Raw genomic sequence first — 25,792 nt, 5'->3', positions numbered from 1 at the left:
AAGAGAGGCAAAGCCCCGCCCGGACGGCGGGCGGGGCTGCCGGAGGTCAGCGGGATCAGCGGCGCTTGGGTTCGCCCTGATCCGCGTCTTCGTCCTCCAGATCTTCGCTGGAGGCCGCGTGGGCGCGCTCGTCCATGAACTGGTCGAACTCGGCCTTGTCCTTGGCTTCGCGCAGGCGGTTCAGGAAGGCCTCGAAGTCATGCTGCTCCTGCTCCAGACGGTGCAGCGTGTCAGCCTTGTAGGCGTCAAAGGCGCTGTTGCCTGAGGGCTTCATCGCCGAGTATCCGTGGCGGGCCCAGGACTTGCGGTGGCGGCAGGAGGATTTGCTGAACATGCGTTTACTCCAGATCATGTAGAAGAGAAGGGCCAGGCCGACCGGCCAGAAGAACACGAAGCCCAGCACCATGGCGGCGATCCAGGCGCCCTTGCCTTTGCTGTCCAGCCAGGCTTCGCTGCGGGAAAACCAGCCCTGCACCGGCGCAGCGGGGGCGGTTGGGGTGAAACTCGTCATGGTGTCCTCCAGGTTTGGGTGAATGTAAATCCCTTTCACATGATTGCATATCGGAAGCCGCCGGGAGTCTTTCAAGGCCTCATGTAAATCTTTTTCACATTTTATGCTGGCAGCGGCAGAGCACGGTGAAAGCCTGCGGAAACAGGGTTGTTGAGGTCGTTTGTAGCGGGACATTTCGCGTTGCAGTGCGGGACACTTCAAGTTGCAGCAACTGATTTCCCCGAATTCCCTGATTTCTAGGGCGTATGCGGGTGAACTTCCAGTCCCGGTGCGGCGCAAGCGGCAGCTTTCAGGGCGGCACGCGGGCGGACACTTCGCATTGCAATTTCGGGAAGCCCACCCTCCAAATCGTTTAAAACCGCTACGGCGAGCAGTCATTTAAATGCCCTTTGAACAGACTTGAAACTGCTGCCCGGGGAGCTGCACCGCGTCAGCACGTTCGATGTCTTCCTGAACTTCCCGGTGCTCTTTGCCCGATCCCAGGCCGCCGGTCTTGGCGTCGGTGGTGGCCGTCTGCCCCAGAACCGCCTCGAGGTCTGCTCGTCCAGCCAGACGGCCCGCTCCTAGTAGAGGTCATTCGAGGAGCTGGCGCTTTTGGCTTCGATAAACTCGATGGACATGCTGTCAGGAACGATATCGACGTCAAATGTCGTATTCCGCATCCTTGCGATATCGGTACTCTTCAAATCAAGCGGCCGGCAGGCTGGCGCAGGGTTTGGAAGACCGAGGCGCTGGGTGATGTCTGATGTCGAAGTTCAGTTCCCATTTGGCAAGCGCGGGTTCAAAGGGCTCGAGGCCAAAGTGAACATAATGGTGCTTATTAGCGGGAACAGTGACTATAAGTCTGCTGCACGTAGCGCGAACGCGTAAGGGGAAGACGTTTCAGGTTTGGGGATTTTGGACTGGATTGCAGAGATCAGCTTCGCACCGTTTAGTCCTGCAATTGCACCTAAAACTGTCCCTGGTATTCCTCCAGCGGCAGCTCCGGTAACGGCAGCAGTAATGGCTACAGCATACTCCAATGTCACCAATCCACCTTTGGCTACACTGGCTTGAGCCTTCGTTATGTACCCGTCAAGCTCATCTTCAAGCCGAGCTTGAGCTTGCAGAAGTGGTTCTTCTTCATCGCTCAGGCTTTGGTATTTTGCGCTCAGTTCATTCAATGCAAAGTGCACGCTCCGAAGGGCACTTAGGTTGTTTTCCCGGAACTCAATGATTTTCTTTGGGTTCACTGTTCCACTTGGTACGGGAAGCTTCTTCGCAAGTTGCATATGAAGCGCGCTTTGACGCGAAACGCCCAAGTCTTCCGAGAGTTTGGACAGGTTGGAAATGTTGTCATCCTCCTCGAACGGAAGCAACGCCCAGTTTTCTCCAGGTGTGTTGCGTTTGGTTTCGTACAGACGGAGCAACCGCTTATTATTGGGCTGAGTGGAGTAGCTTACTGCGTTCATCGTTGCAACGTACTGGGGAATGCCTATGAGACCTTCCTTGTGTAGGGCTATCAACTTCTTAGAGTAGCGCGTCTCAATAAGCCGTGGACTCGTAAGAAGCGGCGCAGCTACATCCTCCCAATACAGCAACGCTCGGTTGAGGTTTCTTGACAGCAGCAAGTCTCCAGGCATGAAAAAGGAAACATCTGAACTGATGGAGATCGGAGGCAGAATAACACCGTTTTTCAGCAAGCTTTTGGTCTCCTGTAAGCCTGGACGCCACACGTGGACATACCCATTAGGTTCAGAAAGTTGCAGAATTCAGTTCCAAGTTCAAAGGGTAAATACCAGTGCTCAAATTCTCCTAACGTTATGTTTATTAAGACCTAACTGTTAACTGGGAAGCAGGTGCCAACTTCGCAGCCTATTTCCAAGTTCGGGAACGGGACTTCAGAAGCCTTCTGGCCGCGTGCTCTTCTTAAGACCCTATTCTACGGGCGTTTCAGGAGGGGGACAGTTTGCAATGGGAGATGTCCTAGATCAGTCTTCAGGCGCCATATGGGCCATTTTTCCGAGTATTGAAGGACAAAGGTTCCGGGCGGGGTTCCGTGCTCATTCCTCCCTGAAAGCCCTTTTTTCTATTGCTCAATCCGGGTTCTTCCGGGTTCTTCCGGCCTCTTCCGGTTACTGCAATATCAAGTGTCCCCTAACAACAGGGGTGTTGAGGTCGTTCGCGGTCGACACCCGGTACATATCGCGCCGTTTGGCTGCTCACGATGCGGCACACACGAATTCGTAGATGTTAAGTATCGCTTTCCGCAACCTGGTGATATTGAGGTGGTTATGCTCCGGCGGCCGGCAGGCTCGCGGATGGTGTGGAAAACCGCGGCGCTGGGGGATGTATGACGCTCCAAAATCAGTTCCAAGTTTGAAACGCCGATGTCTGCCGCTGTTTTTTCCTAAGCCTATGTTTTTCCGCCGGTATCCCTATTCTGGGAAGTGTCCGCCAATTTTTGAGGCTAGTTCCAAGTTCGGAAACGCGATTTTGAAAGCCTGCTTGCCGCTGCGCCAGCGTTAAATCCCTTATTATGGGCCTTTCAGGGGTGCTTGAGAGTTTGCAGCGGGGAGTTGGCCCAGATTTGCCTTCAGGTGCCGTACGGGATATTTTGCCGGGTGTTGAAGGACAAACGCCCCGAGCCTCATTCCGAGTTTATACTGTTCTGAAACCCCTTTTTCATAAGGCTCCATCAGGTTTCCTCGGCCTCTTTCGGTTACTGCAATATCAAGTGTCCCCTAACAAACGGCGGCTGCAAGCGAATGTACAGGAGGGAAGCCGGTTATGCTCCGGTTGCGACACCGGATGGGGCAGGCTGCAGCGGAAACCCTCCGCCGCCGGGACCGGTCCAAAACCACGGACTGATCCGGGCCACCCCAGACAACAAGATACTCAGTAAACCAACACAGCTCCGCAACGGGAGCATAACCGTATCGTAAATGATGCCTTAAACTATGACTGAAATCTATTCAGGTATTCCTGACCTAAGGGAACCCTGCGCGGCAGCGCGGCAATTGGGCCATTGACGCGCCCTGGCCGGCGGCACAGTCTCTGTCCATGAAGACTGGCCTGACAATTTCCCGCATTCCCCGCCCCTATGATACGGACCTTGGCGCCGAGGCGCGCGCGCTGGTGCCGGCTCTATCCGGAGATATGGCGGATCTGGTGGCGGGGGCTTGCGGCTCCAGCCCGTATCTCAAGGAGCTGACGGACCGCGAGGCGGACTGGCTGCCGGAGGCGCTGGATGATCCGCAAACCGCGCTGCAGCAGGTTTTTGCGGACTGCCGTGCGCTGGAGGCGGCGCAGTTGAAACCGGGCCTGCGCCAGGCCAAGCGGCGGCTAGCGCTCTTGACAGCGCTGTGCGATCTCTCGGGCGGCTGGAGCCTCGAGCAAGTGACCGGAGCGCTCACCGATTTCGGTGCGCTTTGCGCTGACGTGGCCATTAAGGCAGAGATCGCCAATCTGATCCGCCGCAAGAAGCTGCCGGGCCTGACAGACGACGACGTTGAGACTGCGGGCGGCCTCACCATCCTGGCGATGGGCAAGATGGGCGCGCATGAGCTGAACTACAGCTCTGACATCGACCTGATCTGCCTGTTCGACGAAACCCGGTTTGATCCGGATGATTTCTACGAGGCGCGCCAGGGCATGGTGCGCGCCACCAAGAACATGTGCGCCGCGCTTAGTGACCGCACCGGCGACGGCTATGTGTTCCGCACCGATCTGCGGCTGCGCCCGGACCCGGCGGTCACCCCTGTCTGCCTGGCAATGGAAGCGGCGGAGCGCTACTACGAGAGCCTGGGACGCACGTGGGAGCGCGCCGCCTATATCAAGGCGCGCCCCTGCGCCGGCGACATCGCCGCGGGGGAACGGTTCCTGAATGCCCTGCGTCCCTTTGTCTGGCGGCGGCATCTGGACTTTGCCGCCATTCAGGACGCTCACGACATCCGCCTGCGCATCCGCGAGAACAAGGGCACGGGCGGCGCTCTCAAGGTGCCGGGCCACGACATGAAACTGGGCCGCGGGGGCATCCGCGAGATTGAGTTTTTCACCCAGACCCGCCAGCTGATCGCCGGCGGCCGCGACGAAAGCTTGCGTCTGCGCGGCACGGTCGAGGGACTGGCGGCGCTGGCCGGCAAGGGCTGGGTGCCGCCGGAGGCGGCAGAGACCCTCAGCGTCCATTACCGTGCCCACCGCGAGGTCGAGCACCGTATCCAGATGGTGCATGACGCCCAGACCCACCAAATGCCGAAATCCGAAGACGGCATCGCCCGTATCGCCTGTCTGATGGACCGCGGCCCGGCAGACCTGCAGGCCGAAATCAGGACCCGCCTGGAAGAGGTGCATGAGCTGACCGAGGGCTTCTTCTCCCCCGGGGCGGCACCGCCCCCGGCGGCACTGCCGGAAGCAACCGCTGAGCTGGACGGCGCTATCATCGCCCGCTGGCCCACCTATCCGGCGCTGCGTTCGTCGCGCGGCGCACGTATCTTCGAAGGGCTGAAACCGGAGCTTCTGTCCCGCGTGGCCAAAACCGCCAAGCCCGCCGAAACCCTGCTGGCACTGGACGGTTTTCTGGCTGGGCTGCCTGCAGGCGTGCAGTTGTTCTCGCTCTTGGGCGCCAATCCGCAGCTTATTGACCTGCTGGTCGATATTGCCGGCACCTCGCGCGATCTCGCCTCTTTCCTGTCGCGCAACTCCGGTGTGTTCGATGCGGTGATCGGCGGCTCCTTTTTTGACCCCTGGCCGGGGGCAGACAGGCTGCGGGCAGAGCTGGCGGCGCGGATGGAACAGGAAGACGACTATGAGACCCGGCTGGATGCCACCCGCCGCTGGTGCAAGGAATGGCACTTCCGCATCGGCGTGCATCATCTGCGCGGGCTGATTGACGGCCAGCAGGCCGGCGCCCAGTATTCCGGCCTGGCAGAGGTGGTGATCGCAGGCATCGTTCCGGAAGTGGTGGCGCATTTCTCCAGGAAGCACGGCCCCCCGCCCGGCCGCGGCGCCGCGGTGCTGGCGATGGGCTCGATGGGGGCCGGGCAGATAAATTCTCAATCCGATCTCGACTTGATCGTGATCTACGATCCGGCGGGGGTGGAAATGTCGGAGGGCAAGCGCCCGCTGGCCACGCGCCCCTATTTCGCGCGCCTCACCCAGGCCTTTGTCACCGCGCTGTCGGCACCGATGGCGCAGGGCCGCCTTTACGAGGTTGATATGCGCCTGCGCCCCTCCGGCACACAGGGGCCGGTGGCGGTCAGCCTGGCGGGTTTCACGCTCTATCAGCAGAACGAGGCCTGGGTATGGGAGCATCTGGCCCTGACACGCGCCCGCACCATCGCAGGCGACGCCAGCCTGACCGCCGAGATTGAGGATTTCCGCGCAGGCTTCCTGTCGGAGCCGCGGGCGTGCGGCACGGTCCTGCGTGAGGTGGCCAAGATGCGGGAACGCCTGGCTGCGGCCAAGCTGCCCGCGGGCGTCTGGGATGCCAAAAACGGCGCGGGCCGGATGATGGACATCGAACTGCTGTCGCAGGCCGGCGCGCTTACCTCAGGCTCGGCGGCCCGCGGCGTGGCCTCAGGTCTTCAGGGCGCTGTCGCTGCCGGATGGCTGAATGACGCGGATGCAGAATACCTTACCGGCGCTTACCGGCTATTCTGGTCCGTGCAATGCGCAGCCCGGCTCCTCTCCGCCAAGGCCATCGAGGCGGAAACCATGGGAGAGGGCGGGGCGCAGTTCCTGTGCCGCAGCACCGGTTTCGACCGGCTGGATATGCTGGAGCAGGAACTGCAGGACCGCTACGGCCGCTGTGCTGCGCTGATTGGCGAAACCTTAGAAAGGGAAGCGGCGGATGAAGACGGGCAGCACTGAACAGGACCCGCGCGGTCTGATCTACGAGGCCTACCGGATCGAGGGCATTACCGATGCCCAGTGCCGCAGCATCTTTTTCGACTGGGCGCTGGGCATGGATGCCGCCCGCGACAGCCGCACCGACATGGAAACGCTGCTGGCGCTTTACGGCGATGCCCAGCCGGAACATCCGATGACGGCGGTGCTGCGCGAGGGCCTGCAAGGCGCTGTAAAACCCCGCCGCCGCGGCGGCTGGCGCTCGCGCGAGCGTTAGGGGCAGGGCGGGCAGACCGTTATTTGCGGGTTAGTGTTTCAACAGACAGGATTGTCGGCAGGTGCCGGGCGATTTCCGACCAGCTTTCACCGGCATCGAAACTGGCAAAGACTGAGCCGGTGTTGGTGCCGAAATACACCCCTGCCTCCGTGTCAGTGGCCATGGCCTGGCGCAGCACGGTGAAGAAACACGCACCCTGCGGCAGCCCATCGCGTTTGGCTTGCCACGTCTCTCCGCCATCGGCGGACTTCCAAACTGCCGCCGAGGCATCCGGCGGAAACCGCCCTGCGGCATCATCGTTCAAGGGCAGCACCCAGATTGTATCCGGATCCTGCGGATGCACCGCTATGGGAAAGCCGAAGGTGGAGGGCAGCCCAGCGGTAATGTCACTCCAGGTGCGGCCGCCATCGGTGCTGCGGTAGGTGCCATGATGGTTCTGCTGATAGAGAAGGTCACCCGGGCCGCGCTGAATGTTGTGCACGCAATGGCCGGTCTCGCCGTCGCGCGGTGCTGCGGGGTGATGATGCTCCGAGCAGACTGTGTCATTTGACAGGCGGTTGCGCCGCTCCCAGCTGTTGCCGCCATCCTCTGTGGCAAAGACCCCAGCGGCTGAGATGCCCAGCCACAGCTTGCCAGCGTTCTCCGGATCGCTCAGCAGCGTGTGCAGAACCAGCCCTGCGGCACCTGGGTTCCAGCTTTCGCGCGACGGATGGCCGTCGAGCGCGGCATTCCTCTCCCAAGTCCTGCCGCCATCCGCGCTGGTCAGCAGCGCAGCCGGCTTGGTGCCCGCATAAAGAACCCCATGCGCGCTGTGCAGCGACCACACGGACTTAAGATCGTCAAAGGGCACCTCAACGGGTTCCCAGTTGAAGAACGCCGCTGTTTCCGGGTCTGCGGCCGCCCATTCATCAATCTGGCCATTGGACAGCTTGCACAGCTCCCACACCTCGCCATCCGGGGAGCGCCAGACACCGGCACCGGGCCACTCGCCGCCGCCGCCGGCCCACAGCATGCCGCTGTCCGGATCGCCGATCACGTGGTTGATGCACCAGCCGTCGCAGTGGGGACCGGTGACAGACCAGTCCGTGCCGTCCGGCGTCAGCACAAAGGCGCCCTTGGTGGTGCCAAGAAGGATTCTTGCGGATGTGCTCATGGCGGGTCCTCCAACTGCAAGGCTACCACAGGTTCCTGCCTATGTCGCATCCGGTGGGGCAGCCGAACCAGATGCAGAACTGGCGCGCTCAAACGCGGAACTTCCTGAGGCCAGGAGCCACGCGGCCTCTTTCCCTGTTCCAGGCTTGCCGCTAAGAGAAACCCCATGACAGCCTCTCCAGATGCGCTCCAGCGCCCCCGCGTGAAAATGAAACCCAAGTCCAACGCCCGCGCCATCCGGCACGGGTTTCCCTGGGTCTATGCCAACGAACTGGTGACCGACCGCCGCACCCGCAAGCTGGCGCCCGGCACCCTTGCGGTGCTGGAGGATGAGGCGCAGCGCCCGCTGGGGCTTGTGGCCGTCAACCCGGAAAGCAAGATCATCGCCCGGATGCTCGACCGTGACCCGGAAGCGGTGATTGACCAGGCTTGGTTCGCCGCCCGCCTGACCCGCGCGCAGGACATGCGTGAACGCCTGTATGACGCGCCGTTCTACCGGCTGGTCCATGCCGAATCCGATGGTCTCCCCGGGGTGGTGATCGATCGCTTTGGCGCAGCTTGCGTGGTGCAGCCCAATGCCGCCTGGGCCGAGGCGCATCTGGACATGCTCGCCGCGGCGCTAGCCGAAGTGACCGGGACAGAGGTCATTCTGAAAAACGCCTCCGGCCGCACCCGCGGGCTGGAAGGTCTGGATGACGTGAACCAGACCCTGCTGGGCGAGGCCCCCGCCGCGCCGGTGCCTGTGCAAATGAACGGCGCCACCTATATGGCCGACCTCACCGGCGGCCAGAAGACCGGGCTGTTCTTCGACCAGCGCGAAAACCACGCCTTTGCCGCCCGCCTGACTGCGCCGGGCGCCAAGGTGCTGGATGTGTTCTCTCACGTTGGCGGCTTTGGCTTGGCGATGCTGGCAGGTGGGGCAGGGCAGGCCACCTGCGTTGACGGCTCCGCCGCAGCGCTTGAGCTGGCCGCCCAGGGGGCTGAGGCTGGCGGGTTCAAGGACAAATTCACCGCCCGCCAGGGCGATGCTTTCGACGTGCTGACAGCGCTGGGCAATGAGGGCGAAATCTTCGACGTCGTCATTTGCGACCCGCCCGCCTTTGCCCCCTCAAAGCAGGCGCTGGAGGCCGGCCTGCGCGCTTATGAGCGCATTGCCAAGCTGGCCGCGCCGCTGGTCAAGCCCGGCGGCTATCTCGGCCTCTGCTCCTGCTCGCACGCCGCCGACCTCTCCAGGTTCCGCAACGCCTCGGCCCGCGGCATCGGCAAGGCAGGCCGCCGCAGCAGCCTGATCCATACCGGATACGCAGGCCCCGACCACCCGCAGCTGCCGCAGCTGGCCGAAAGCGGCTACCTGAAGGCCGTGTTCTTCCGGCTGGACTGACGCGGGTGAAGCTGCTCCTCGACACTTGCGTCCTTTATCCGACGGTGATGCGGGAAATGCTCCTGGGCGCGGCGCGCCTCGGCCATTTCACCCCGCTCTGGTCCGCCCGCATCTTAGGCGAATGGGAGCGTGCAGCGCTGAAACTCGGCCCCGCGGGCGCGGCGCAGGCCAAGGCGGAGATTGCCCTGATCCGCGCCAATTGGCCCAAGGCGGAAGTTCCCCCGGCGCCGGGAATCGAGGCGCGCCTCTGGCTGCCCGACAGCGCCGACATCCATGTGCTGGCCGCCGCTATCGCCGGCCACGCGGACGCCATTGCCACCGTCAATAACAAGGACTTTCCCCGCCACATCCTGGCAGAGGAAGGGCTGCAGCGTGTCGGCCCTGATGCACTGCTCTATGGCTTCTGGCTGCAGGACAGCACCGGATTGGAGGCCCTCGGCGATCAGGTTCTGGCAGAGGCCAACCGCCTGTCCGGCGGCAGCTGGGACATCCGCCCGCTGTTGAAAAAGGCCCGCTTGCCGCGGCTCGCCAAGGCGCTGGCGCGGTAACAGAACCACATCCCGTAGAAATGCGCGGTATTCTTCCAGCTTTCCGCTTGGCCGCTGCGGCGTGTCCCGTTTATCAAGCAGAAAAGCTTGATTTAAATACATTTACCAGGGACCAGATATGCCATCCAAGCCTTGCCGCGCCGCACCGTCCAACCGTTTACCGTCCCGTGCCCTGACGGGTCTGGCCGTTGCAGCGGCGTTGGGACTTTCGGCCTGCGCCAAGACACCGGTGCCTTCTGTCCCTGCTCAGCCTGGCAAGTCTATCTCCGAAGCGCATGAGGCGGTCCGTCTCTGCCAGCCGCGCGCACCCGCGGGCGGGAAAAATGCCGTCACCGGAAGCTATATCGGCGGTGTTCTCTGGGGCGGGCTGATCGCCGGTCCGGTCATTATTGCCGCAAACGAAGACCACATCCGGGCCAACGGTGAACGCCGCGCCATCGACAAATGCCTGGAGGAGCAAGGCTATACCCGCCGTGAAATGACGCAGGAGGAAATCACTTTCCTGAACGCGCTATACGGCTACCAGCGGCAAGTATTCCTGGATCACCTGGTCACAGGCGGAACGCTGGAGGGCTTCAAGCAGGAATACGACGTGCAGTAGAGGCGCGAGGCCGCCGCCTCAGGCCGGGCAGGGCTCAGCCTTTCGCCCATTTCGCTTCCAGCCGTTCCAGCGCGGCGATGCGCTCTTCGGTCTTGGGGTGGCTCATCAGCCAGGCCGGTGCCATGCCCGCCCGCTGTTGGGTCAGCTCCTCCAGCTTGGCAAACAGGCTTTTCTGCGGCGCCAGACCGATGCCTGCCTTGGTCAGCAGCGCGGCGGCGTATTCGTCCGCCTCATATTCATCACCGCGCGACAGCCGCGCTGCCAGCAGTGAGGTCAGCACCCCGGCTATCCACGGCCCGACAAAGGGAATGTAGCGCCCGAGAATGATCATCAGCGCGGTGCGCAGCGCGTTCTGGCCGGAGAAATCGATCATCCGCTTTTTCGCATGCCCCAGCGCCACATGGCCCAGCTCATGCGCAATGACTGTGGTCATTTCCTCCGCACTCACTTCGCGGTTCTGGTACTTGCGGTAAAACCCCCGGGTGATGAAGATACGCCCGTCCGGCGCCGCCAGCCCGTTCACCGGATCGACCTCGTAGATATGCACGGGAATGCGGGCGATGTTCAGCGCCGCCGCCAGCCGGTCGGTCAGCTGTTTCAGCTTGGGGTCGGCCAGCTCGGTCGAGCGCTGGTCAAGCTCCCGGTGCGTGCGCCAGATCGAAATCCGGTACATCACAAGGCCATAGGCGACGGCCAGCAGGATCGGCAAAAGGCGCAGCATGGCACAGATATGGGCCGAAACCCCGCCGCCAGCAAGAGGCCGCAGCCAGGAAGCCTTGCATTCAGCGCAGGCCGCCATGCAAAATCCGCACTCGCGGCGGCACATCGCATCCGATAAGGGGGTGCGATCCAAAGGCTCCAGATAACAACGGCTTCCGGCACATGGCACCGCTCTCACAGCTCCGCAACATCGCCGATACCGGCGAAACCCTGCACCGCAGCGGCTGCGCGCCCTATAAGATCGAGAAATACCTGCAGTTCTATGCCAGAAAGCAGGGCATCAACGTGATCGTGCAGGCCACCCCCACCTCTATTTCCTGCCAGTTTCCGGATGAGGACAACCAGTTCATCATCCGCCGCCTGGAGCCTGCTCAGATCAATCTCAGCCTGCTGGCGCGCACCATCATCCGCATCAACGCAGTGGAGGATCCGGGGATTGAGGAGCCGGGCCGCTATCCCGGCTGGCTGATCATGCTGGCCAATATCGCCATCCCGCCCGCCTTCCTGACCCTCATCGGCAGCGCGCTGACCACCATTGCGCTGTCGGCGGTGCTGGGCTTTCTGGTCTGGCTCTGCCAGCTGTTCTGCCGCGGCGACCGGGTGATCCTGGTGGAATTCCTGTCGGCGCTTGTTGCCGGGCTGGCGGTGTCCCTGGTCAGCAGCATGGGGGTGGAGGTGCCGGTCTGGGGCACCTGCATTGCCGCTATCGTGCTGTTCGTGCCGGGGCTGTCGATTGCCAACTCGCTGGAATGCCTTGCCTTCAACGATGTGATCTCCGGCTCCAGCCTGTTTGCCCAGTCGATCTTCGTGCTGATGAAACTGTTCATCGGAATTTACATCGGCGTCAGCATCGGCGCAGCGCTGTGGGGCGCAACGCCGCATGTGGAGAACGTGAACGGGGTCTTGTGGTGGATGCCGTTTCTGGCGCTGCCCGCGCTGTCGTTCTCGATCGGGGTGATCTTCAACGCCCGCCTGGCCGACATCCTGCGGGCACTTCCGGTCACCGTGCTGGGCATGTGGGGGCCGCTCTACCTCGGCTTCGGCGGCGGCTGGATTGTCGGCACCTGGGTTACCGCCATGTGCATCACCCTTTACGGCACCTGGCTCGCCAAGACACTGAACCTGACCGGCGCCATCTATATCGTGCAGGGCATTTTGATCCTGGTCCCGGGCAGCCGGGTGCTGATGAGCGCCACCCAGTCGCTGTTTAATGAGACCCTGATGGCGGATGCCAGCATCGGCCTGTCGGCACTCTTGATGTTCTCGGCCATCGTGGCAGGGCAGGTGACGGCGCTGGCGCTCTATTCCCAGAAGAACCGCAACCTCGCCGGCTAGGCGCTGCGTTCAGCGGCGGGCAGGTCCCACTCCCCACCGGGCAAGGGCGCGTCCGAGGCAGAGGGCCAGCCGCTGGCCGTGACCGCATCCTGCAGCGCGGTGTAGCAGTCCGGGTCAATGGCGGGGCCTGCCAGACCGTCCATGATGGCATAGGCCTTCTCCAGCGGCAGCGCAGCGCGGTAGGGGCGGTCCGCGGTCAGCGCGTCAAACACATCGGCCACAGCCATCACCCGCATCTCCTGCGTCAGTTGGCTGGCCTGCAGGCCATAAGGGTAGCCCTTGCCGTCCAGCCGCTCATGATGCGCCGCGCTGACATCCGCCAGCTCACGGAAGGCGGCAATCCGGCTCAGCACCTCATGGCCCAGCACCGGGTGCCGCTTCATCAGGGCATACTCCGCCTCCGTCATCCTGCCTTGCTTGTCGAGGATGGTGTTGGAGACACCGAGCTTGCCGATGTCATGCAGCAGCGCCCCCCGCATCATCCAGCGGCGCCGTTCGGGGGTATAACCCAGCTGGCCGCAGATCAGCCCGGTGTAGCGCGCCACCCGCTGCGAATGGCCGTGGGTAAAGGGGCTCTTGGCGTCGATCACCAGCGAAAAGGCCCGCGCGATTTCATCCAGGTAGTCTTCGTCCACCCGCTGGATATGCCGGGCCTGGCGGGTAGCAAACACCTCTGCCTCCAGCCCCGGGTCTTTCAGGTCCCGCAGAAAGCCGGGGCGGCGGATCACTGAGGTGAAGACCGGCACCAGATCCGGATCGAACCAGCGTCCCGCGCGGGCCTCCAGCTCAGCCGTGGCGGCCTCTGCCCCCGCACTGGCGGCAAACACATCCGCCACCTGCGCCATCAGCGCGATGCGTGCAAACAGCGGGATTGCCGCGCCTTTCAGGCCCTGCGGCAGGCCGCCGCCGTCCCAGTGCTCGTCCAGGCTGGCAATGCCCTCAGCCACATCCTCGGAGAACCGCATCTGCCGGGCAATACCGGCACCGCGGTTGCAACGGGTTTCGATCAGCTCGCCCGCCAGCCGGCCGTTCCTGGCAATCACATGGCCCAGCGTCTTCAGCTTCTGCAGCGGACTGGCCCCCAGCGCGGTGTTGCGCAGCAGGAATTCGATGCCCTGCCGGGGGCCGCTCACTGTCTTGAAGTTGTGTTTGAAGGACAAATCATCGGTCAGGTACATCTGGCAGATGCGGGCCGCGTTAGAGCTGCAGCCCAGATCCTTCAGCAGCAGTGTGAAATAAAGGTCGGAGCGCGGCTGCTGCGGCAGTTCCAGCTCCCGCGCGACCTGCATGCCGATCCAGCAGCAGCGGACGCAATGGCCCTTGGGCTGACCTTCGGTCAGATCCAGCGCATGGCTGAGCGCCCCCAGCAGCTCCCCCAGCTGCAGGGTGTCCTGCGGAGCGCCGGAAGCGGGGCTGAAAGCGGGATTTTGACGTGTCATGGGCCTTCTGCAGGTAAGATGCGGAAGGCCCATGACAGCATAGGCAGGCTTAACCTGCCCTTACCCCGGCGCAGGAAAGGGGCGGGGACTCTGCGCCGGAATTTAGTAAAACTGATTGCATCTGCGCGCCTGCCGGGCGCCCAGTCTGCCGGTCAGTTGACGCCCAGCTTGCCGGGGAACTCTATATTGATCTCCAGGCTCGACAGCTCGTCGCCGCGCTCCATGCGGATGTCGATCGCCTCGTCGCCGATCTGCATGTGGCGGCGGATCACTTCCAGGATCTCGCGCTGCAGCTGCGGCAGGCAGTCGGGGCGGGCAGCGCCGCCGCCGCTGCGCTCATGCGCCAGCAGGATTTGCAGCCGCTCCTTGGCGGTGCTGGCTGAGGCCTTGCGGGGGCGGAGGGAAAATCCGAACATCCTTACACCGCCCGCCGGAACAGCCGCTGCAGCAACCCGCGGCGGGGATCGGCGGCAATCCGCATCTCGATCTGCTCGCCGATCAGCCGTCCGACCGCGTCCTCATAGGCCGCGGCTGCGGCGGAAGGATCATCCAGCACAACCGGCACGCCCAGGTTGGAGGCGCGCAGCACCGCCTTGCTCTCGGGGATGATCCCCAACAGCGGCACCGCCAGAACCTCCAGCACGTCTTCCACTGTCATCATCTCTCCGCTGTCGACGCGGGCCTTGTCGTGGCGGGTGATCAGCACCTGCGCCTTCACTGGCTCGGCGCCGGTTTTTCCGGCCCGTTCGGTGATGCTGTTCAGCAATCCTAGCACCCGGTCGCTGTCGCGGACAGAGGATACTTCGGGGTTGGTGACGACAATCGCCTCATCGGCGAAATGCATCGCCATCTGCGCGCCGCGCTCAATCCCCGCGGGGCTGTCGCAGATAATGTAGTCGAATTCCTTGCGCAGCTCCTCCAGCACCTTCTCGACGCCTTCCCTGGTCAGCGCGTCCTTGTCGCGGGTCTGCGAGGTCGGCAGCACCGCCAGGTTCTCCAGCCGCCGGTCGCGGATCAGCGCCTGCTTCAGCTTGGCGTCGCCCTGGATCACGTTGATAAAGTCGAACACCACCCGGCGTTCACACCCCATGATCATGTCCAGGTTGCGCAAGCCGACGTCGAAATCGATCACCACCGTCTTGTGTCCGCGCCGCGCCAGTTCGGCGCCCACGGCTGCCGACGTTGTGGTTTTGCCGACGCCGCCCTTGCCCGAGGTGACAACAAGCACCTTGCCCAGCGGTTCTTCCAATGTCAGGTCCTTACTCATCTACAGTGCCTCCACACACAGCCGGCCATCGCGCAGGAACACCTGGGCCCCGCGGTTCAAGATCTCCGGCTCCAAATTCTCGTTTGTCCGGTACAGCCCGGCCACCGCCAGCAGCTCCGCGTCCAGCCGCTGGCAGAAAATGCGCGCGCTTTCGTCGCCCTCGGCGCCGGCCATGGCGCGGCCCCGCAGCAGCCCGTAGACATGGATGCTGCCGCGCGCGATCAGCTCGGCACCGGAACTGACCGGCCCCACCACCACCAGATCGCCGCCCTCAGCCACCACTGTCTGGCCGGAGCGCACCGGCCGCGTGATCAGCACATTTTCCGGCGGGCGCAATTTCTTGGGGACTTCCCGGCGGGTACCCGGTCCGGTGTTCAGCGGCGCGTCCTTGCCGCTGGCAATCGCGATCAGTCCGGCATCCTCTGCCGCGGCCAGCTGTCCGGGGGTGGCGTTTTGCACCCCGAAAACCGCCAGCCCGCGGCTGCGCAGGCTGTCCGCCAGCGCCCGCAGCTCAGCCGGGCGGCTGAGGCCGGGCGCCTGTGCCAGATCCAGGATCAGCGGCGCGCCGTCAAAGAAATGCGGGCTCCAGCGCAGCTGCGCGTCCAGTGCGGAATAGAACGCCTGGTCCAGCGGCCCGTCCTCGGGGCGCAGCGCCACGGCGGTGAAATACCGCCCGCGGATCTGGAACGGTTTCACGCTTGCGGCAGGCGCACTGCCACGCGGTTTTATGTCATGATGCGGCACGCTCACGCGATGCTCCTGCTCGGGGATGGCGGCCTTGTTTTGCCGCGCCTTTTTCTCTTGGGTAGCGTCTGGCGGGCGGGCCGTTCAACCAGCGCAGCTCGGCCTCGGCGGACAAGCGCCTGCACTGCGCCGGAGCGGCGGATTTCCGCAGATGATCTGCTTGCGGTTGCGCAGAAAGGAGTTGCCGCGCCGCACCTGTCCCGCGGCTACAGCGCCAGCGGCGCCGAACGGCCCGAACGCTCCAGCTCCCAGCTGGCCGACCAGCTGCCGCTGTGCCGTTCCAGAACCAGATAGTTCCGTTCGGCGGCGTAACGCCCGGCCTGGCCGGGGATCTTGCGGATGCGGATGGGATGGCCTGCCAGCGGCGCATCCCCAAGCCAGGACAGCAGCCCCAGCACCCTGGCCCAGGCCCGGGGCGGCGCCCGGTGGGCAATGCCGGAGGCGACCAGCTGGTGCAGCACCTTGCCGCCGCCAAGCGCCATCTCGCCGCGCGTGGCCAGGTGGATCTCGCCGGAGACGGCGGTCACCTGCTGACCTTCCTGCGCCGCCATGTCGCGCACCAGCCGGAGCACCCGCCGCCATGAGGCCCGGTGCGCCCGGCTCTGCCACTGGTCGCGCAGATCATCCTCGTACTTCTGCATCCTGGGCGTCAGCACCATCAGGAGTTCCAGCAATGACAGCCGCGGCCCCAGCAGCGGCACGCTGGACAGGATCAGGCTGCGCCCGGCAAAGCGCTGCTCCGCCGCGGCCTTCATCATCCGCCAGCCGCCCTGCGCCATCACCCGCCGGCGGCTGCGTTCCGAACGCAGATCAGGCGCCAGCAGCCGCAGCCCCGGCGCTTCGACGCGCCAGCCCAGATGGGTGCCTTCGGGGTCGGCAAAGCGTGCAGGCAGGCCGCCGTCGCAGCAGCCGTGCTGGAACAGCAGCGCCGCCTCCCGCGCGGCGGCAAACAGGGTTTGGCCGACCGGGGAATAGATGCGCGACCGGCGCAAGGATCCCCAGCCGTCGCAGATGTCGTGGTCGTCCCATTGCATCAGCGACGGCACGCGGGCAGCGATCCAGGCAAACTCCGGCGCGCTATAGACCGCCAGATACCGCTGCAGGAAACGCTCGCGCAGGTGGCCGCGCAGATCGTTCAGGTCTTCGTGCGCGGGGTCGCGGGGGATGCCGTCCGGCCAGTCCTGGCTCAGGGGATGGCCGCCGGTCACCTCGTCCGCATAGACCTGATCGCCGCCGTGCAGCAGCAGCGAGAACGGGCGTTCGCCATGCTCCGCACCCATCCGTGCCCACATTGCGTTGCGCTCGTCCCCGTCGCGGTCAAGGTCGCCATGCTCCTCGCCGTTGCAGGAGGCGAAGGCGATCCGCAGGTCGCCGCCAAATCCGCCCGCCAGCTCAAAGCGCGTGCCGTTCCACTGGTAGGCTGAGGGGCGGTCCGCAGGCAGGCTGAACCGTGCCCGCAGCACCGCGCAGGCGTCATACTCCGCCAGCGGTTCCGGCGGCACTTCGCAGCCCTCCAGCAGCAACGGCGGCAGGGCGGCGTCCTTGGGCGCAATGAACAGGGCAGCCAGATGCATCCGGCCATCGCGCAGATCATCAAGGATCAGGATGGGGCCGGTGATCGCTTCCGCGGCTGTTACGCTGTTGGGGCGTGTTTTCGGGGTGCTGCTGCTCATACCGCCACAGCACCTAGGTGCGCCCTGCGCTGCATTCAACCGCTGGCGGCATTGTCCCGGGTCATTGCCCGGGTCTGCGGCAGAATTGCCAATGGCACTGCCGCCGCCGCCGTGGTCTGACTGGCCGCGTGTATTTCCCTTGCCGCTACGGCGCGGCCGCAGCGGCTGATTTTTCGAGGAGATTTGAGATGCAATGGAGTTTTCTTGCCGCCGCAACGCTGGCCGCCCTGTGGATGCTGGTGCATGCCTTTGCGGGCGGCCGCGAGTGCGCCCGGCCGCTGGCGCAGGACCGGCAGCTGCCGGACGCAGCGCGCGAAACCATGCTGTTGTGCTGGCATATGATCACCGGCTTTCTCGGGCTGATGGCCCTGTTCCTGTTTCTCGGTGCCCGCGGTGCGGACGGGATGGCGCTCGCAGGAACTGCCATGGCGGCGGTGGCGGCGCTGGTTGGTCTGCTGCTGCCGCTGCTGCGCCAGGCAGGCTACCGTCTGCTGCCGCAGGGCTGGCTGTTCGTGCCTGTGGCAGCTCTGGGCGCCTGGGGGCTGTGGGGCGGCTGAGGATCCGCAAGCAGAGCACTCCCGCCCGCATGGCCTGCATAGGTAATGCAAGCCGGCCGGTTGGGCCGGGCGCCGGAGCAGAGGCTCCGGCGCACATCCTGCCCGAAGGGCAGGATGCCGTGCCCAAGGCTGCCAAGGGGGGGGCGGCGCCAGCCGCTGCAACTGCAGGCACGGGAGCGCTGCGCCGTCAGAGGAAGTGGGGCCTAGCGGCTCAGCTCCCGCATGCCGCGCTCCAGCCCGTCCAGTGTCATCGGCACCATCCGGTTCTCGAAAATCTCGCGGATCATGCCGATCGAATGGGTGTAGTCCCAGTATTTCTCCGGCACCGGGTTGATCCAGAGGTTCGACGCCCAGGATTCCCGTGCGCGCTGCAGCCAGACCTGGCCCGCTTCCTCATTCCAGTGCTCGTTGGCACCGCCGGGATAGGCGATCTCATAAGGCGACATCGAGGCATCGCCCACGAAGACGCATTTATAATCCGGCCCATAGGTGCGCAGCACCTCATGAGTCGGGGTCTTCTCGTTCCAGCGCCGCCGGTTGTCGCGCCACACGCCCTCATACAGGCAATTGTGGAAGTAGTAGTATTCCAGATGCTTGAACTCGGCGCGGGCGGCAGAGAACAGCTCCTCCACCACCTGGATATGCGGATCCATCGAGCCGCCGACGTCGAGAAACAGCAAGACCTTCACCGCATTGTGGCGTTCGGGGCGGGTCTTCACATCCAGATAGCCGTGCTCAGCAGTGGAGCGGATGGTGCCGTCCAGGTCCAGCTCCTCCTGCGCGCCCTCGCGCACCCAGCGGCGCAGGCGTTTCAGCGCCACCTTGATGTTGCGGGTGCCCAGCTCGACCTCGCCGTCGAGGTTCTTGAACTCGCGCTTGTCCCAGACCTTGACCGCGCGCTGGTGGCGGCTCTTGTCCTGGCCGATGCGCACGCCCTCCGGGTTGTAGCCATAGGCGCCAAAGGGCGAGGTGCCCGCGGTGCCGATCCACTTGTTGCCGCCCTGGTGGCGGCCCTGTTGTTCCTTCAGCCGCTCCTTCAGCGTCTCCATCAGCTTGTCGAAACCGCCAAGCGCCTCGATCTCGGCCTTTTCCTCCGGGCTGAGGTGCTTCTCCGCCATCTTGCGCAGCCACTCTTCCGGGATGTCCACCGCCTCCATCACGGCCTCTGCCGGGATCGCCTCCAGCCCCTCAAAGGTGGCGGCAAAGGCGCGGTCGAACTTGTCGATGTTGCGCTCATCCTTCACCATCGCCGCGCGGGCGAGGAAATAGAAAGCCTCGATGTCATAGGTCGCCAGCCCGGCCTTCATCCCCTCAAGAAAGGTCAGGTACTCGCGCAAGCTGACCGGAATGGACGCCTTGCGCAGGTTTTCAAAAAAGGGCTGGAACATCGCGGGCCTCTGTCTGCTGTTACGCCAGCACCCGGTGGGTCAGCATGGTTGCCAGCAGGCCAAGAATACCAAAGATGATGGCATAGACAGCCCCGTATTGCAGCATGTCCAGGGTGTTGCCGCCACGTTTGCGGGCCTTCAAGGCGCCGATCAGGCCGCCCAGCAGCACGGCGAAGATTACGATCATGGTTCTATCCGTCTGTTGTCTTTCAGGATCGGCCGGGCGCGGGCCTTGTCAGGAGCCGGAAGGGCGCAGCGCCGCCACTTCTTCCAGCCGGGCCTCCACCACCCAATCCGGGCCAAACCCGTAACGCGCCCATCCCAGGCTGTCCAGCCTGACCCGGCGCGCCTCTGTCTCGCGGCCCTCCAGCGCCAGCGCTTCGGCCTGCAGCATCAGCAGGGTCGACAACAGGGCCGCGTTTTCATGGTCCGCAGCGGCGGCAGCCGCCGGTTTCAGCCGCGCCAGGGCGGCGGCGCCGTTGCCGGCAGAGATGTCATAGGCCGCCAGCTGCACCGCCAGCTTGGCCCGGTGGATGCCGGTGCCGGGCTGCTGCTGCAAAAAGCGCAGCGCGGTCAGGAAATGCTGCAGGGCCAGCTCCGGCTCCCGGATGCTCAGCAGCCGCCCCAGGGTATAATGGCTCTGGGCCCGGCGGTGATCGGTCCAGCCCTGGCTGCCAGCGATCGCCGCCGCCTTGTTGGCCGCGCGCAGCCGGTCCCGCAGCGCCGATTTCGGCCCCAGCGCCTGTTCATAGGCGGCGGCCCAGTCCTGCGGGGTTTCCGGCAGCCATTGCGCGGCGTTGCGGGCACCGCCCGGATTCAGCCGCGCCAGGATGGCGGGCAGGCGGGCGGCGGTCTCGGCCCGGGTCATGCCGGTGCGCAGCTCCGGCGCATACGTGGCGCGCAGGATCAGCATGTCAAAGCCGGTCAGCACCGAATGGGCGTTGTCGTCGTTGAAAATCGAATCCGGCAGCCGGTACAGATCATTGAGCGGCCCGATCGCCTGCGCCAGCTCCTCGTGCAGGCAGTCGCGCACCTCCTGCGGGCTGACGTCATTGGGGACGAACACGGCCAGTTTTTCGCGGCTGCGCAGCAGCGTCCAGTTGGTGCGCGGGCTGCGCCGGTTGCGCCGGTATTCCGCCAGAGACGAAACATTGGGCACCACAAAACAGGCCGCCTTGGGCAGCGCCCGGCGGATCTCGGCGCGGGAAACGGATTGGATGGTGATGCCGGCATCGGCGCCGGAAATCCGGCGGATGGAAATCCCGGCCTCGTTGCGCAGCCGCGCCAGCAGCGCGTTCAGGTCGCGGTTGAACCCGGGCGCGGGCGTGCCGGTGACGCGCAGGGTGACCGGGGCTTCAAAACGGGTGAAATGGGGCAGGGTGCTGCCGCCTTCGAGCTGGAAATGCAAGTCCAGGAAATCGCGGGCTATCTCGGCATTGGAGCGCTGCGGCGCCAGCGCGGGGCGCGGCGTGAACACCTTGACCGGCGGCAGCGCCAGCGGTGCGGCAGCGGCCCGTGTCGGTGCCTCGACCCGCGCAGAAGGGGCCGCGCAGGCGGCCAGCGCCAGCGCCGTCAGCGCCGCTGCAATCCCGGTCAGCCGCCGCCGCCCGCCTTGGCGGGGGGGCTTGGTGGCTTGCAAAGCTGGGTCAGCGGGCACTCGGGTGTCTCCTGCAGGCCGGGCTGTTGCAGCCTGGCTCTGCCTTCCACTGATAGGGGATCGCAAAAGCGATTTGAAGCGAAACAGGCAGGCGGGCGCAATTGCGCCCGCCACTGTGCTGTCAGCGCCGTCCGCGCGCCATAAAGGCGAGGCGTTCGAACAAATGCACATCCTGCTCGTTCTTCAAAAGCGCCCCGTGCAGCTTGGGCAGGGCATTGGCGCCGTCGCGGGCCAGATCCTCCGGGCTCAGGTCCTCGGCCAGCAGCAGTTTCAGCCAGTCGATCACCTCGGAGGTGGACGGCTTTTTCTTCAAACCTTGCGTCTCGCGGATCTCGTAGAACTGGGTCAGCGCGGCGGTCAGCAGCGCTTCCTTGATGCCGGGGTGGTGCACCTCGACGATCTTTCTCATGGTGTCCGCATCGGGGAAGCGGATGTAGTGGAAGAAGCAGCGGCGCAGAAACGCGTCCGGCAGCTCCTTTTCGTTGTTGGAGGTGATGATCATCACCGGGCGGTGCTTCGCCTTGATGGTCTCGCCGGTCTCGTAGACGTGGAACTCCATCTTGTCGAGCTCCTGCAACAGGTCGTTGGGGAACTCGATGTCGGCCTTGTCGATCTCGTCGATCAGCAGCACGACCTTCTCGTCCGCCTCGAACGCCTCCCACAGCTTGCCTTTCCTGATGTAGTTCTTCACGTCGTGCACGCGCTCTTCGCCCAGCTGGCTGTCGCGCAGGCGGCTGACCGCGTCGTATTCATACAGACCCTGCTGGGCGCGGGTGGTGGATTTCACGTTCCACTCGATCATCCTCAGCCCCAGCGCGCTGGCGACCTGCTTGGCCAGCTCTGTCTTGCCGGTGCCGGGCTCTCCCTTGACCAGCAGCGGACGCTCCAATGTGACCGCGGCGTTCACCGCAACCTTCAGATCGTCCGTTGCAACATATTCCTTAGTGCCCTGAAATCGCATATCTTTCCCGTATCAGCCGTGGTTGCCGCCTTGTTACCACGCTTTTAACCAAACCACGCCACTATTGTGTAGTGACATTCCCTGCCGATAGGGATAAACGCTGCGGAAGAGGGGGAGCCAAAATGTTCAGGTGCAAATTATGACCAGCATTATGGGCCAGACCGAAGGAGCCGAAATGAAGCAAGAAGTGTTTCTGCCGGACGACTACCGACCGGCCGAAGATGAGCCGTTCATGAACGAACGGCAGCTTGAGTATTTCCGACGCAAACTATTGGAATGGAAGCAGGAATTGCTGGCGGACAGCCGCGACACCATTGAGGGGCTGCAAGACAGCACCCGCAATATTCCGGATGTCGCCGACCGTGCCAGCGAAGAGACCGACCGCGCGCTGGAACTGCGCACGCGCGACCGCCAGCGCAAGCTGGTCGCCAAGATCGACTCGGCGCTGCGCCGCATCGACGAGGGCGAATACGGCTATTGCGAAGTGACCGGCGATCCGATCTCGCTGAAGCGCCTTGATGCGCGTCCGATCGCGACCATGAGCCTGGAAGCGCAGGAACGCCACGAGCGCCGCGAGAAAGTCCACCGCGACGATTAACCGCTGATATTAGCGGCCAGAACGCACAAAACAATGACGCCGGGGCCTTTTGCTCCGGCGTTTTTTGTTTCATTGGGGGCGGGCGGAGAATCTGCAGGAGCCCATGGAACTCAAAGGCCTGAAAATAAACGTCATCGGCGCCGGGATCGGCGGCCTTGCCGCGGCGCTGGCGCTGCGCCGTTTTGGTGCCTCTGTCACCGTGCTGGAACAGGCAGAGGCGATCTCTGAGGTCGGCGCCGGGCTGCAGATCACCCCCAATGGCGTGGCGGTGCTGAAGACGCTGGGGCTGGCCGATGACCTGGCCTGGTGCTCGCAACGCGCCCGCGCGGTGGTGCTGCGCGGCCACCGGCGCGGCAATCAGGTGCTGCGGCTGGATCTGGATGAATACGCCGCCGGGCTGCCCTATTACTTTGTGCACCGCTCCGACCTCATCGGCATTCTGGCTGGCGCCGCCCGGCGCGACGGCGTGCAGGTGCGGCTGCTGCAAAAGGCAGAACGGGTCGAGCCCGGCCCGCAGCCCCTTGTTCACCTCAGTAACGGCGCCCACTGCGCCGGCGACCTGGTGGTGGGCGCCGACGGGCTGCATTCGAAAACCCGGGCGGCTCTGAACGGCGAACGCAAACCCTCCTTCACCGGCCAGGTGGCCTGGCGCGCCACGGTGCCGAACCATCTGAACCTGCCGCCGGAGGCGCAGGTCTTCATGGGGCCGGGGCGGCATCTGGTGGCCTATCCCTTGCGCGACGGCAGCCTGATGAATCTGGTCGCAGTGCAAGAGCGCCGCGCCTGGGCTGACGAGGGCTGGAATTTCAACGACGACCCGGCCAACCTGCGCGCGGCCTTTTCAGGTTTCGGCGGCACCGCCGCCGCGCTGCTGGAAGCGGTAGAGGAGGTGCTGCTGTGGGGGCTGTTCCGCCATCCTGTGGCCGCCAGCTGGCATGGCGAGAATGCCGCGATCCTGGGGGATGCGGCGCATCCGACGCTGCCGTTCATGGCACAGGGCGCCAATCTGGCGCTGGAGGATGCCTGGGTGCTGGCCCGCTCCCTGCAGGAAGCCACGGGGCTGAAGGCTGGTCTGGCGCTGTACCAGTCGCGCCGCCGCGACCGGGCGGAGAAAGTTGTGCAGGCGGCTGGCAGCAACGCCTGGAAATACCATTTACGCGCGCCGCTCAGCTGGCCGGCGCATCAGGTGCTGAAACTGGGCGGCCGCTTTGCGCCACAGAAGATGGTCAGCCAGTTTGACTGGATCTACCGCCACGACGTCACCGCCTGAAGCGGTCAGGAGAGGCTCCCGCCCTTTACCGGCTCATCGCAGATGATCCGGCACAGGTTGGGCCGGGCGCCGCGCAAAGGCGCGGCGCGGGCGGCGCTCAGATGTCCAGGTCGACCCAGACCGGCACGTGGTCGGACGGCTTCTCGCGCCCGCGAACGTCTTTGTCGATCTGGCAGTCCCGCAGCAGGTCTGCGGCCTGCGGCGTCAGCAGGAAATGGTCGATGCGGATGCCGTCGTCCCGGTTCCAGGCGCCGGCCTGGTAATCCCAGAAGGAATAATGCCCCGGCCCCTGGTGCCGTGCCCGGAAGGCTTCGGTGAAGCCCAGGTTGACGATCCGCTGAAACGCTGCGCGGCTTTCGGGGCGGTGCAGCGCGTCCTCCACCCAGGCCTCTGGCCGTTTGGCATCCTCTGCCTGCGGAATGATGTTGTAATCGCCCGCCATCAGCGCGGGCATCTCCTCGGCAAGCAGCGCCTCGGCACGGGTCTTCAGCCGCTCCATCCAGGCCAGCTTGTAGGCGTATTTTCCGCCCGCCACCGGACTGCCGTCCGCCTCCAGCTCCACCGGGTTGCCGTTCGGCAGGTAAAGGCCGCAGATCCGGATTGCCTGCTTGCCCGTCACCGTGGCCTCGATCCAGCGCGCCTGCTCGTCGCTGTCGTCGCCGGGCAGGCCGCGGCGCACATCCTCCAGCGGCAATTTCGACAGGATCGCCACGCCGTTGAAGCTTTTCTGCCCGTGGGTTTCGACGTTATAGCCGCGCTCCTCGAGCAGTTCGCGCGGAAATGCCTCGTCCACCGACTTGATTTCCTGCAGCAGCACCACATCCGGCTGCGCCTCATCCAGCCAGTCCGGCAGCGCTTGCGCCCGGGCCTTAATGCCATTGATATTAAATGTGGCGATTTTCATGGCTTGCCTCCGGCGCAGATTTCTTTATTCCCGCCGACCTATCGCTGAATCAGCGCTCCGGGGCAAGCCTGATGCGCGGCGTGCGAATCATTTGCTGTATGGCGGAGATTGCCGTTTTGCACAGATGAAAAATAAACCCCAGGTTGAGTTTCTATATTTTGCAATAATATACGTGTGAATAACGCGGTGGATAACCTGTGGGCAAGTTAAATAAATTGAAAGTCCGCAAAAAACAGCGGCTTGAAGTTAAAGTAATCTGAATTAGAAAATACAATGTGAAATTGCATTTTTTGTTTGCGCTGCGCGAAGGCCGTGCCAGCGTCAAGGAGCCTTTTGTCTCTAACGAATGGGGTTCCAAAATGACTGCTCAGCGTAAATTCCAGACCACCCGCTCAATCCGGCCGGCGGCAGACGCCAGCTTGTTCTGCGGTGCGGCGACGGAAATGTTCTCGTCCGGCTCGGCACCTGAATGCACTGCCGATATGTCCGCAGGTGAGGGCGTTTCGCTGTTTTCCTCGGGCTCTATGCCGCAGATGGCGGACAGCTGGGCGGGCGGCGAAACCGGCCTGTTCTCCAGCGGATCGGCCCCCGCAGCCCGCAGCGAAACCGCCGCCGGCGAGTTGGTGGAGATGTTCTCATCCGGCTCCGCCCCGGCGTCCCGGGCAGAGGCCGCCGAGGGGGATCTGGTGCAGATGTTTTCCTCCGGCTCCGCGCCGGCAGCTCAATCTAAAGTTGCGGGCGGAGATTTGACAGAGATGTTTTCTTCCGGCTCGGCTCCGGCGGCGGGCGGAGAAACCGCAGCTGGCAACCTGACGGAACTGTACTCTTCCGGCTCCGCCCCTGCGGCACAGGCCGGAACCCGGGCAGGCGAGGGCACGGAAATGTTCTCTTCCGGCTCGGCTCCGGCGGCGGAGGCACGCACCAGCGCGGGCGATGCAACCCGGTTGTTCTCCTCGGGCAGCTGATCTTCACGGGGCCGGCTT

25 protein-coding genes are annotated in these 25,792 nt (G+C 64.2%); 10 read left to right on the top strand and 15 right to left on the bottom strand.

Annotation, left to right across the window (positions count from 1 at the left end):
- Positions 1 to 55: 55 nt before the first annotated feature.
- The 3 genes from AC5STB_RS19190 to AC5STB_RS19180 form a co-directional block, all read right to left on the bottom strand.
- Positions 56 to 511: a DUF2852 domain-containing protein gene (locus tag AC5STB_RS19190; RefSeq protein ID WP_495444374.1), complete on the bottom strand. Its 456-nt coding sequence runs from the start codon at positions 509 to 511 to the stop codon at positions 56 to 58.
- Positions 512 to 889: 378 nt separating this feature from the next.
- The gene (locus AC5STB_RS19185; RefSeq protein ID WP_495444628.1) at positions 890 to 994 is read right to left on the bottom strand and encodes a hypothetical protein; all 105 of its coding nucleotides are present in this window, start codon (positions 992 to 994) and stop codon (positions 890 to 892) included.
- Between the two features lie 353 nt (positions 995 to 1,347).
- Positions 1,348 to 2,193 (bottom strand): hypothetical protein, encoded by an 846-nt coding sequence (locus AC5STB_RS19180; protein WP_495444373.1) that lies wholly within the window; start codon positions 2,191 to 2,193, stop codon positions 1,348 to 1,350.
- A 1,360-nt stretch (positions 2,194 to 3,553) separates the two neighbouring features.
- Between AC5STB_RS19180 and AC5STB_RS19175 the strand changes: the two genes are divergently transcribed.
- Positions 3,554 to 6,361 carry a [protein-PII] uridylyltransferase family protein gene (locus AC5STB_RS19175; protein ID WP_495444372.1) on the top strand — a complete coding sequence of 936 codons (2,808 nt, stop codon included), beginning with the start codon at positions 3,554 to 3,556 and terminating at the stop codon, positions 6,359 to 6,361.
- Entirely contained in the window at positions 6,342 to 6,614 is a 273-nt protein-coding gene (locus tag AC5STB_RS19170; RefSeq protein WP_495444371.1) for a hypothetical protein, read from the top strand. The genes AC5STB_RS19175 and AC5STB_RS19170 overlap by 20 nt, the downstream gene beginning before the upstream one ends.
- A gap of 19 nt (positions 6,615 to 6,633) precedes the next feature.
- On the opposite strand, the gene AC5STB_RS19165 is transcribed toward AC5STB_RS19170, so the two are convergent.
- A complete protein-coding gene (locus AC5STB_RS19165; RefSeq protein ID WP_495444370.1) occupies positions 6,634 to 7,767 on the bottom strand; it encodes a WD40/YVTN/BNR-like repeat-containing protein in 1,134 nt (377 codons plus the stop codon).
- A 165-nt stretch (positions 7,768 to 7,932) separates the two neighbouring features.
- On the opposite strand from AC5STB_RS19165, the gene AC5STB_RS19160 reads away from it, so the two are divergent.
- The 3 genes from AC5STB_RS19160 to AC5STB_RS19150 all read left to right on the top strand — a co-directional run bounded on the left by AC5STB_RS19160 (position 7,933) and on the right by AC5STB_RS19150 (position 10,296).
- The gene (locus AC5STB_RS19160; protein WP_495444369.1) at positions 7,933 to 9,147 is read left to right on the top strand and encodes an RSP_2647 family RNA methyltransferase; all 1,215 of its coding nucleotides are present in this window, start codon (positions 7,933 to 7,935) and stop codon (positions 9,145 to 9,147) included.
- A gap of 5 nt (positions 9,148 to 9,152) precedes the next feature.
- A complete protein-coding gene (locus AC5STB_RS19155; protein ID WP_495444368.1) occupies positions 9,153 to 9,695 on the top strand; it encodes an RSP_2648 family PIN domain-containing protein in 543 nt (180 codons plus the stop codon).
- 118 nt (positions 9,696 to 9,813) lie between these two features.
- Positions 9,814 to 10,296: a hypothetical protein gene (locus AC5STB_RS19150; protein WP_495444367.1), complete on the top strand. Its 483-nt coding sequence runs from the start codon at positions 9,814 to 9,816 to the stop codon at positions 10,294 to 10,296.
- 34 nt (positions 10,297 to 10,330) lie between these two features.
- On the opposite strand, the gene AC5STB_RS19145 is transcribed toward AC5STB_RS19150, so the two are convergent.
- Entirely contained in the window at positions 10,331 to 11,017 is a 687-nt protein-coding gene (locus AC5STB_RS19145) for a M48 family metallopeptidase (protein ID WP_495444366.1), read from the bottom strand.
- 161 nt (positions 11,018 to 11,178) lie between these two features.
- On the opposite strand from AC5STB_RS19145, the gene AC5STB_RS19140 reads away from it, so the two are divergent.
- Positions 11,179 to 12,351, top strand: a complete 1,173-nt coding sequence (locus AC5STB_RS19140; protein WP_495444365.1) for a threonine/serine exporter family protein — start codon at positions 11,179 to 11,181, stop codon at positions 12,349 to 12,351.
- Here AC5STB_RS19140 and AC5STB_RS19135 read toward each other — a convergent pair.
- The 5 genes from AC5STB_RS19135 to AC5STB_RS19115 form a co-directional block, all read right to left on the bottom strand.
- The gene (locus AC5STB_RS19135; RefSeq protein ID WP_495444364.1) at positions 12,348 to 13,790 is read right to left on the bottom strand and encodes an HD-GYP domain-containing protein; all 1,443 of its coding nucleotides are present in this window, start codon (positions 13,788 to 13,790) and stop codon (positions 12,348 to 12,350) included. The two genes, AC5STB_RS19140 and AC5STB_RS19135, sit on opposite strands and share 4 nt — an antisense overlap.
- A 152-nt stretch (positions 13,791 to 13,942) precedes the next feature.
- Positions 13,943 to 14,206 (bottom strand): cell division topological specificity factor MinE, encoded by a 264-nt coding sequence (minE, locus tag AC5STB_RS19130; protein ID WP_222475261.1) that lies wholly within the window; start codon positions 14,204 to 14,206, stop codon positions 13,943 to 13,945.
- A 2-nt stretch (positions 14,207 to 14,208) separates the two neighbouring features.
- Complete coding sequence (gene minD, locus AC5STB_RS19125) at positions 14,209 to 15,057, bottom strand: septum site-determining protein MinD (RefSeq protein ID WP_495444363.1); 849 nt, start codon at positions 15,055 to 15,057, stop codon at positions 14,209 to 14,211.
- Positions 15,058 to 15,807, bottom strand: a complete 750-nt coding sequence (gene minC / locus AC5STB_RS19120; protein WP_495444362.1) for a septum site-determining protein MinC — start codon at positions 15,805 to 15,807, stop codon at positions 15,058 to 15,060.
- 200 nt (positions 15,808 to 16,007) lie between these two features.
- Positions 16,008 to 17,474: an alkaline phosphatase D family protein gene (locus AC5STB_RS19115; protein ID WP_495444361.1), complete on the bottom strand. Its 1,467-nt coding sequence runs from the start codon at positions 17,472 to 17,474 to the stop codon at positions 16,008 to 16,010.
- A 188-nt stretch (positions 17,475 to 17,662) separates the two neighbouring features.
- Between AC5STB_RS19115 and AC5STB_RS19110 the strand changes: the two genes are divergently transcribed.
- Entirely contained in the window at positions 17,663 to 18,031 is a 369-nt protein-coding gene (locus AC5STB_RS19110) for a hypothetical protein (RefSeq protein ID WP_495444360.1), read from the top strand.
- Between the two features lie 203 nt (positions 18,032 to 18,234).
- Here AC5STB_RS19110 and AC5STB_RS19105 read toward each other — a convergent pair whose 3' ends face one another.
- The 4 genes from AC5STB_RS19105 to AC5STB_RS19090 form a co-directional block, all read right to left on the bottom strand.
- On the bottom strand, positions 18,235 to 19,419 hold the full coding sequence (locus AC5STB_RS19105) for a vWA domain-containing protein (protein WP_495444359.1): 1,185 nt from the start codon (positions 19,417 to 19,419) through the stop codon (positions 18,235 to 18,237).
- A 19-nt stretch (positions 19,420 to 19,438) separates the two neighbouring features.
- Complete coding sequence (locus AC5STB_RS19100; protein WP_495444358.1) at positions 19,439 to 19,606, bottom strand: hypothetical protein; 168 nt, start codon at positions 19,604 to 19,606, stop codon at positions 19,439 to 19,441.
- A 48-nt stretch (positions 19,607 to 19,654) separates the two neighbouring features.
- The gene (locus AC5STB_RS19095) at positions 19,655 to 21,016 is read right to left on the bottom strand and encodes a DUF2927 domain-containing protein (protein ID WP_495444627.1); all 1,362 of its coding nucleotides are present in this window, start codon (positions 21,014 to 21,016) and stop codon (positions 19,655 to 19,657) included.
- A 181-nt stretch (positions 21,017 to 21,197) separates the two neighbouring features.
- On the bottom strand, positions 21,198 to 22,037 hold the full coding sequence (locus AC5STB_RS19090) for an AAA family ATPase (RefSeq protein WP_495444357.1): 840 nt from the start codon (positions 22,035 to 22,037) through the stop codon (positions 21,198 to 21,200).
- Between the two features lie 175 nt (positions 22,038 to 22,212).
- On the opposite strand from AC5STB_RS19090, the gene dksA reads away from it, so the two are divergent.
- Entirely contained in the window at positions 22,213 to 22,635 is a 423-nt protein-coding gene (gene dksA / locus AC5STB_RS19085) for an RNA polymerase-binding protein DksA (protein WP_222476260.1), read from the top strand.
- A 103-nt stretch (positions 22,636 to 22,738) separates the two neighbouring features.
- A complete protein-coding gene (locus AC5STB_RS19080; protein ID WP_495444356.1) occupies positions 22,739 to 23,905 on the top strand; it encodes an FAD-dependent monooxygenase in 1,167 nt (388 codons plus the stop codon).
- Positions 23,906 to 24,002: 97 nt separating this feature from the next.
- On the opposite strand, the gene xth is transcribed toward AC5STB_RS19080, so the two are convergent.
- Positions 24,003 to 24,809, bottom strand: a complete 807-nt coding sequence (gene xth, locus AC5STB_RS19075) for an exodeoxyribonuclease III (protein ID WP_495444355.1) — start codon at positions 24,807 to 24,809, stop codon at positions 24,003 to 24,005.
- Between the two features lie 275 nt (positions 24,810 to 25,084).
- On the opposite strand from xth, the gene AC5STB_RS19070 reads away from it, so the two are divergent.
- Positions 25,085 to 25,774, top strand: coding sequence for a hypothetical protein (locus tag AC5STB_RS19070; protein ID WP_495444354.1), 690 nt, complete (start codon positions 25,085 to 25,087; stop codon positions 25,772 to 25,774).
- Positions 25,775 to 25,792: the final 18 nt, after the last annotated feature.

Source organism: Leisingera sp. CC-HEC093 (assembly GCF_059429195.1).
This window is presented reverse-complemented; position numbering and strand designations above follow the sequence as displayed.

Bases quoted from the DNA above. Each gene is read 5' to 3' on its own strand.
- AC5STB_RS19190 (WP_495444374.1), bottom strand. From the start codon at position 511: ATGACGAGTTTCACCCCAACCGCCCCCGCTGCGCCGGTGCAGGGCTGG.
- AC5STB_RS19175 (WP_495444372.1), top strand. From the start codon at position 3,554: ATGAAGACTGGCCTGACAATTTCCCGCATTCCCCGCCCCTATGATACG.
- AC5STB_RS19170 (WP_495444371.1), top strand. From the start codon at position 6,342: ATGAAGACGGGCAGCACTGAACAGGACCCGCGCGGTCTGATCTACGAG.
- AC5STB_RS19165 (WP_495444370.1), bottom strand. From the start codon at position 7,767: ATGAGCACATCCGCAAGAATCCTTCTTGGCACCACCAAGGGCGCCTTT.
- AC5STB_RS19160 (WP_495444369.1), top strand. From the start codon at position 7,933: ATGACAGCCTCTCCAGATGCGCTCCAGCGCCCCCGCGTGAAAATGAAA.
- AC5STB_RS19150 (WP_495444367.1), top strand. From the start codon at position 9,814: ATGCCATCCAAGCCTTGCCGCGCCGCACCGTCCAACCGTTTACCGTCC.
- AC5STB_RS19145 (WP_495444366.1), bottom strand. From the start codon at position 11,017: ATGCTGCGCCTTTTGCCGATCCTGCTGGCCGTCGCCTATGGCCTTGTG.
- AC5STB_RS19140 (WP_495444365.1), top strand. From the start codon at position 11,179: ATGGCACCGCTCTCACAGCTCCGCAACATCGCCGATACCGGCGAAACC.
- AC5STB_RS19135 (WP_495444364.1), bottom strand. From the start codon at position 13,790: ATGACACGTCAAAATCCCGCTTTCAGCCCCGCTTCCGGCGCTCCGCAG.
- minE (WP_222475261.1), bottom strand. From the start codon at position 14,206: ATGTTCGGATTTTCCCTCCGCCCCCGCAAGGCCTCAGCCAGCACCGCC.
- minD (WP_495444363.1), bottom strand. From the start codon at position 15,057: ATGAGTAAGGACCTGACATTGGAAGAACCGCTGGGCAAGGTGCTTGTT.
- AC5STB_RS19115 (WP_495444361.1), bottom strand. From the start codon at position 17,474: ATGAGCAGCAGCACCCCGAAAACACGCCCCAACAGCGTAACAGCCGCG.
- AC5STB_RS19110 (WP_495444360.1), top strand. From the start codon at position 17,663: ATGCAATGGAGTTTTCTTGCCGCCGCAACGCTGGCCGCCCTGTGGATG.
- AC5STB_RS19105 (WP_495444359.1), bottom strand. From the start codon at position 19,419: ATGTTCCAGCCCTTTTTTGAAAACCTGCGCAAGGCGTCCATTCCGGTC.
- AC5STB_RS19100 (WP_495444358.1), bottom strand. From the start codon at position 19,606: ATGATCGTAATCTTCGCCGTGCTGCTGGGCGGCCTGATCGGCGCCTTG.
- AC5STB_RS19090 (WP_495444357.1), bottom strand. From the start codon at position 22,037: ATGCGATTTCAGGGCACTAAGGAATATGTTGCAACGGACGATCTGAAG.
- dksA (WP_222476260.1), top strand. From the start codon at position 22,213: ATGAAGCAAGAAGTGTTTCTGCCGGACGACTACCGACCGGCCGAAGAT.
- AC5STB_RS19080 (WP_495444356.1), top strand. From the start codon at position 22,739: ATGGAACTCAAAGGCCTGAAAATAAACGTCATCGGCGCCGGGATCGGC.
- xth (WP_495444355.1), bottom strand. From the start codon at position 24,809: ATGAAAATCGCCACATTTAATATCAATGGCATTAAGGCCCGGGCGCAA.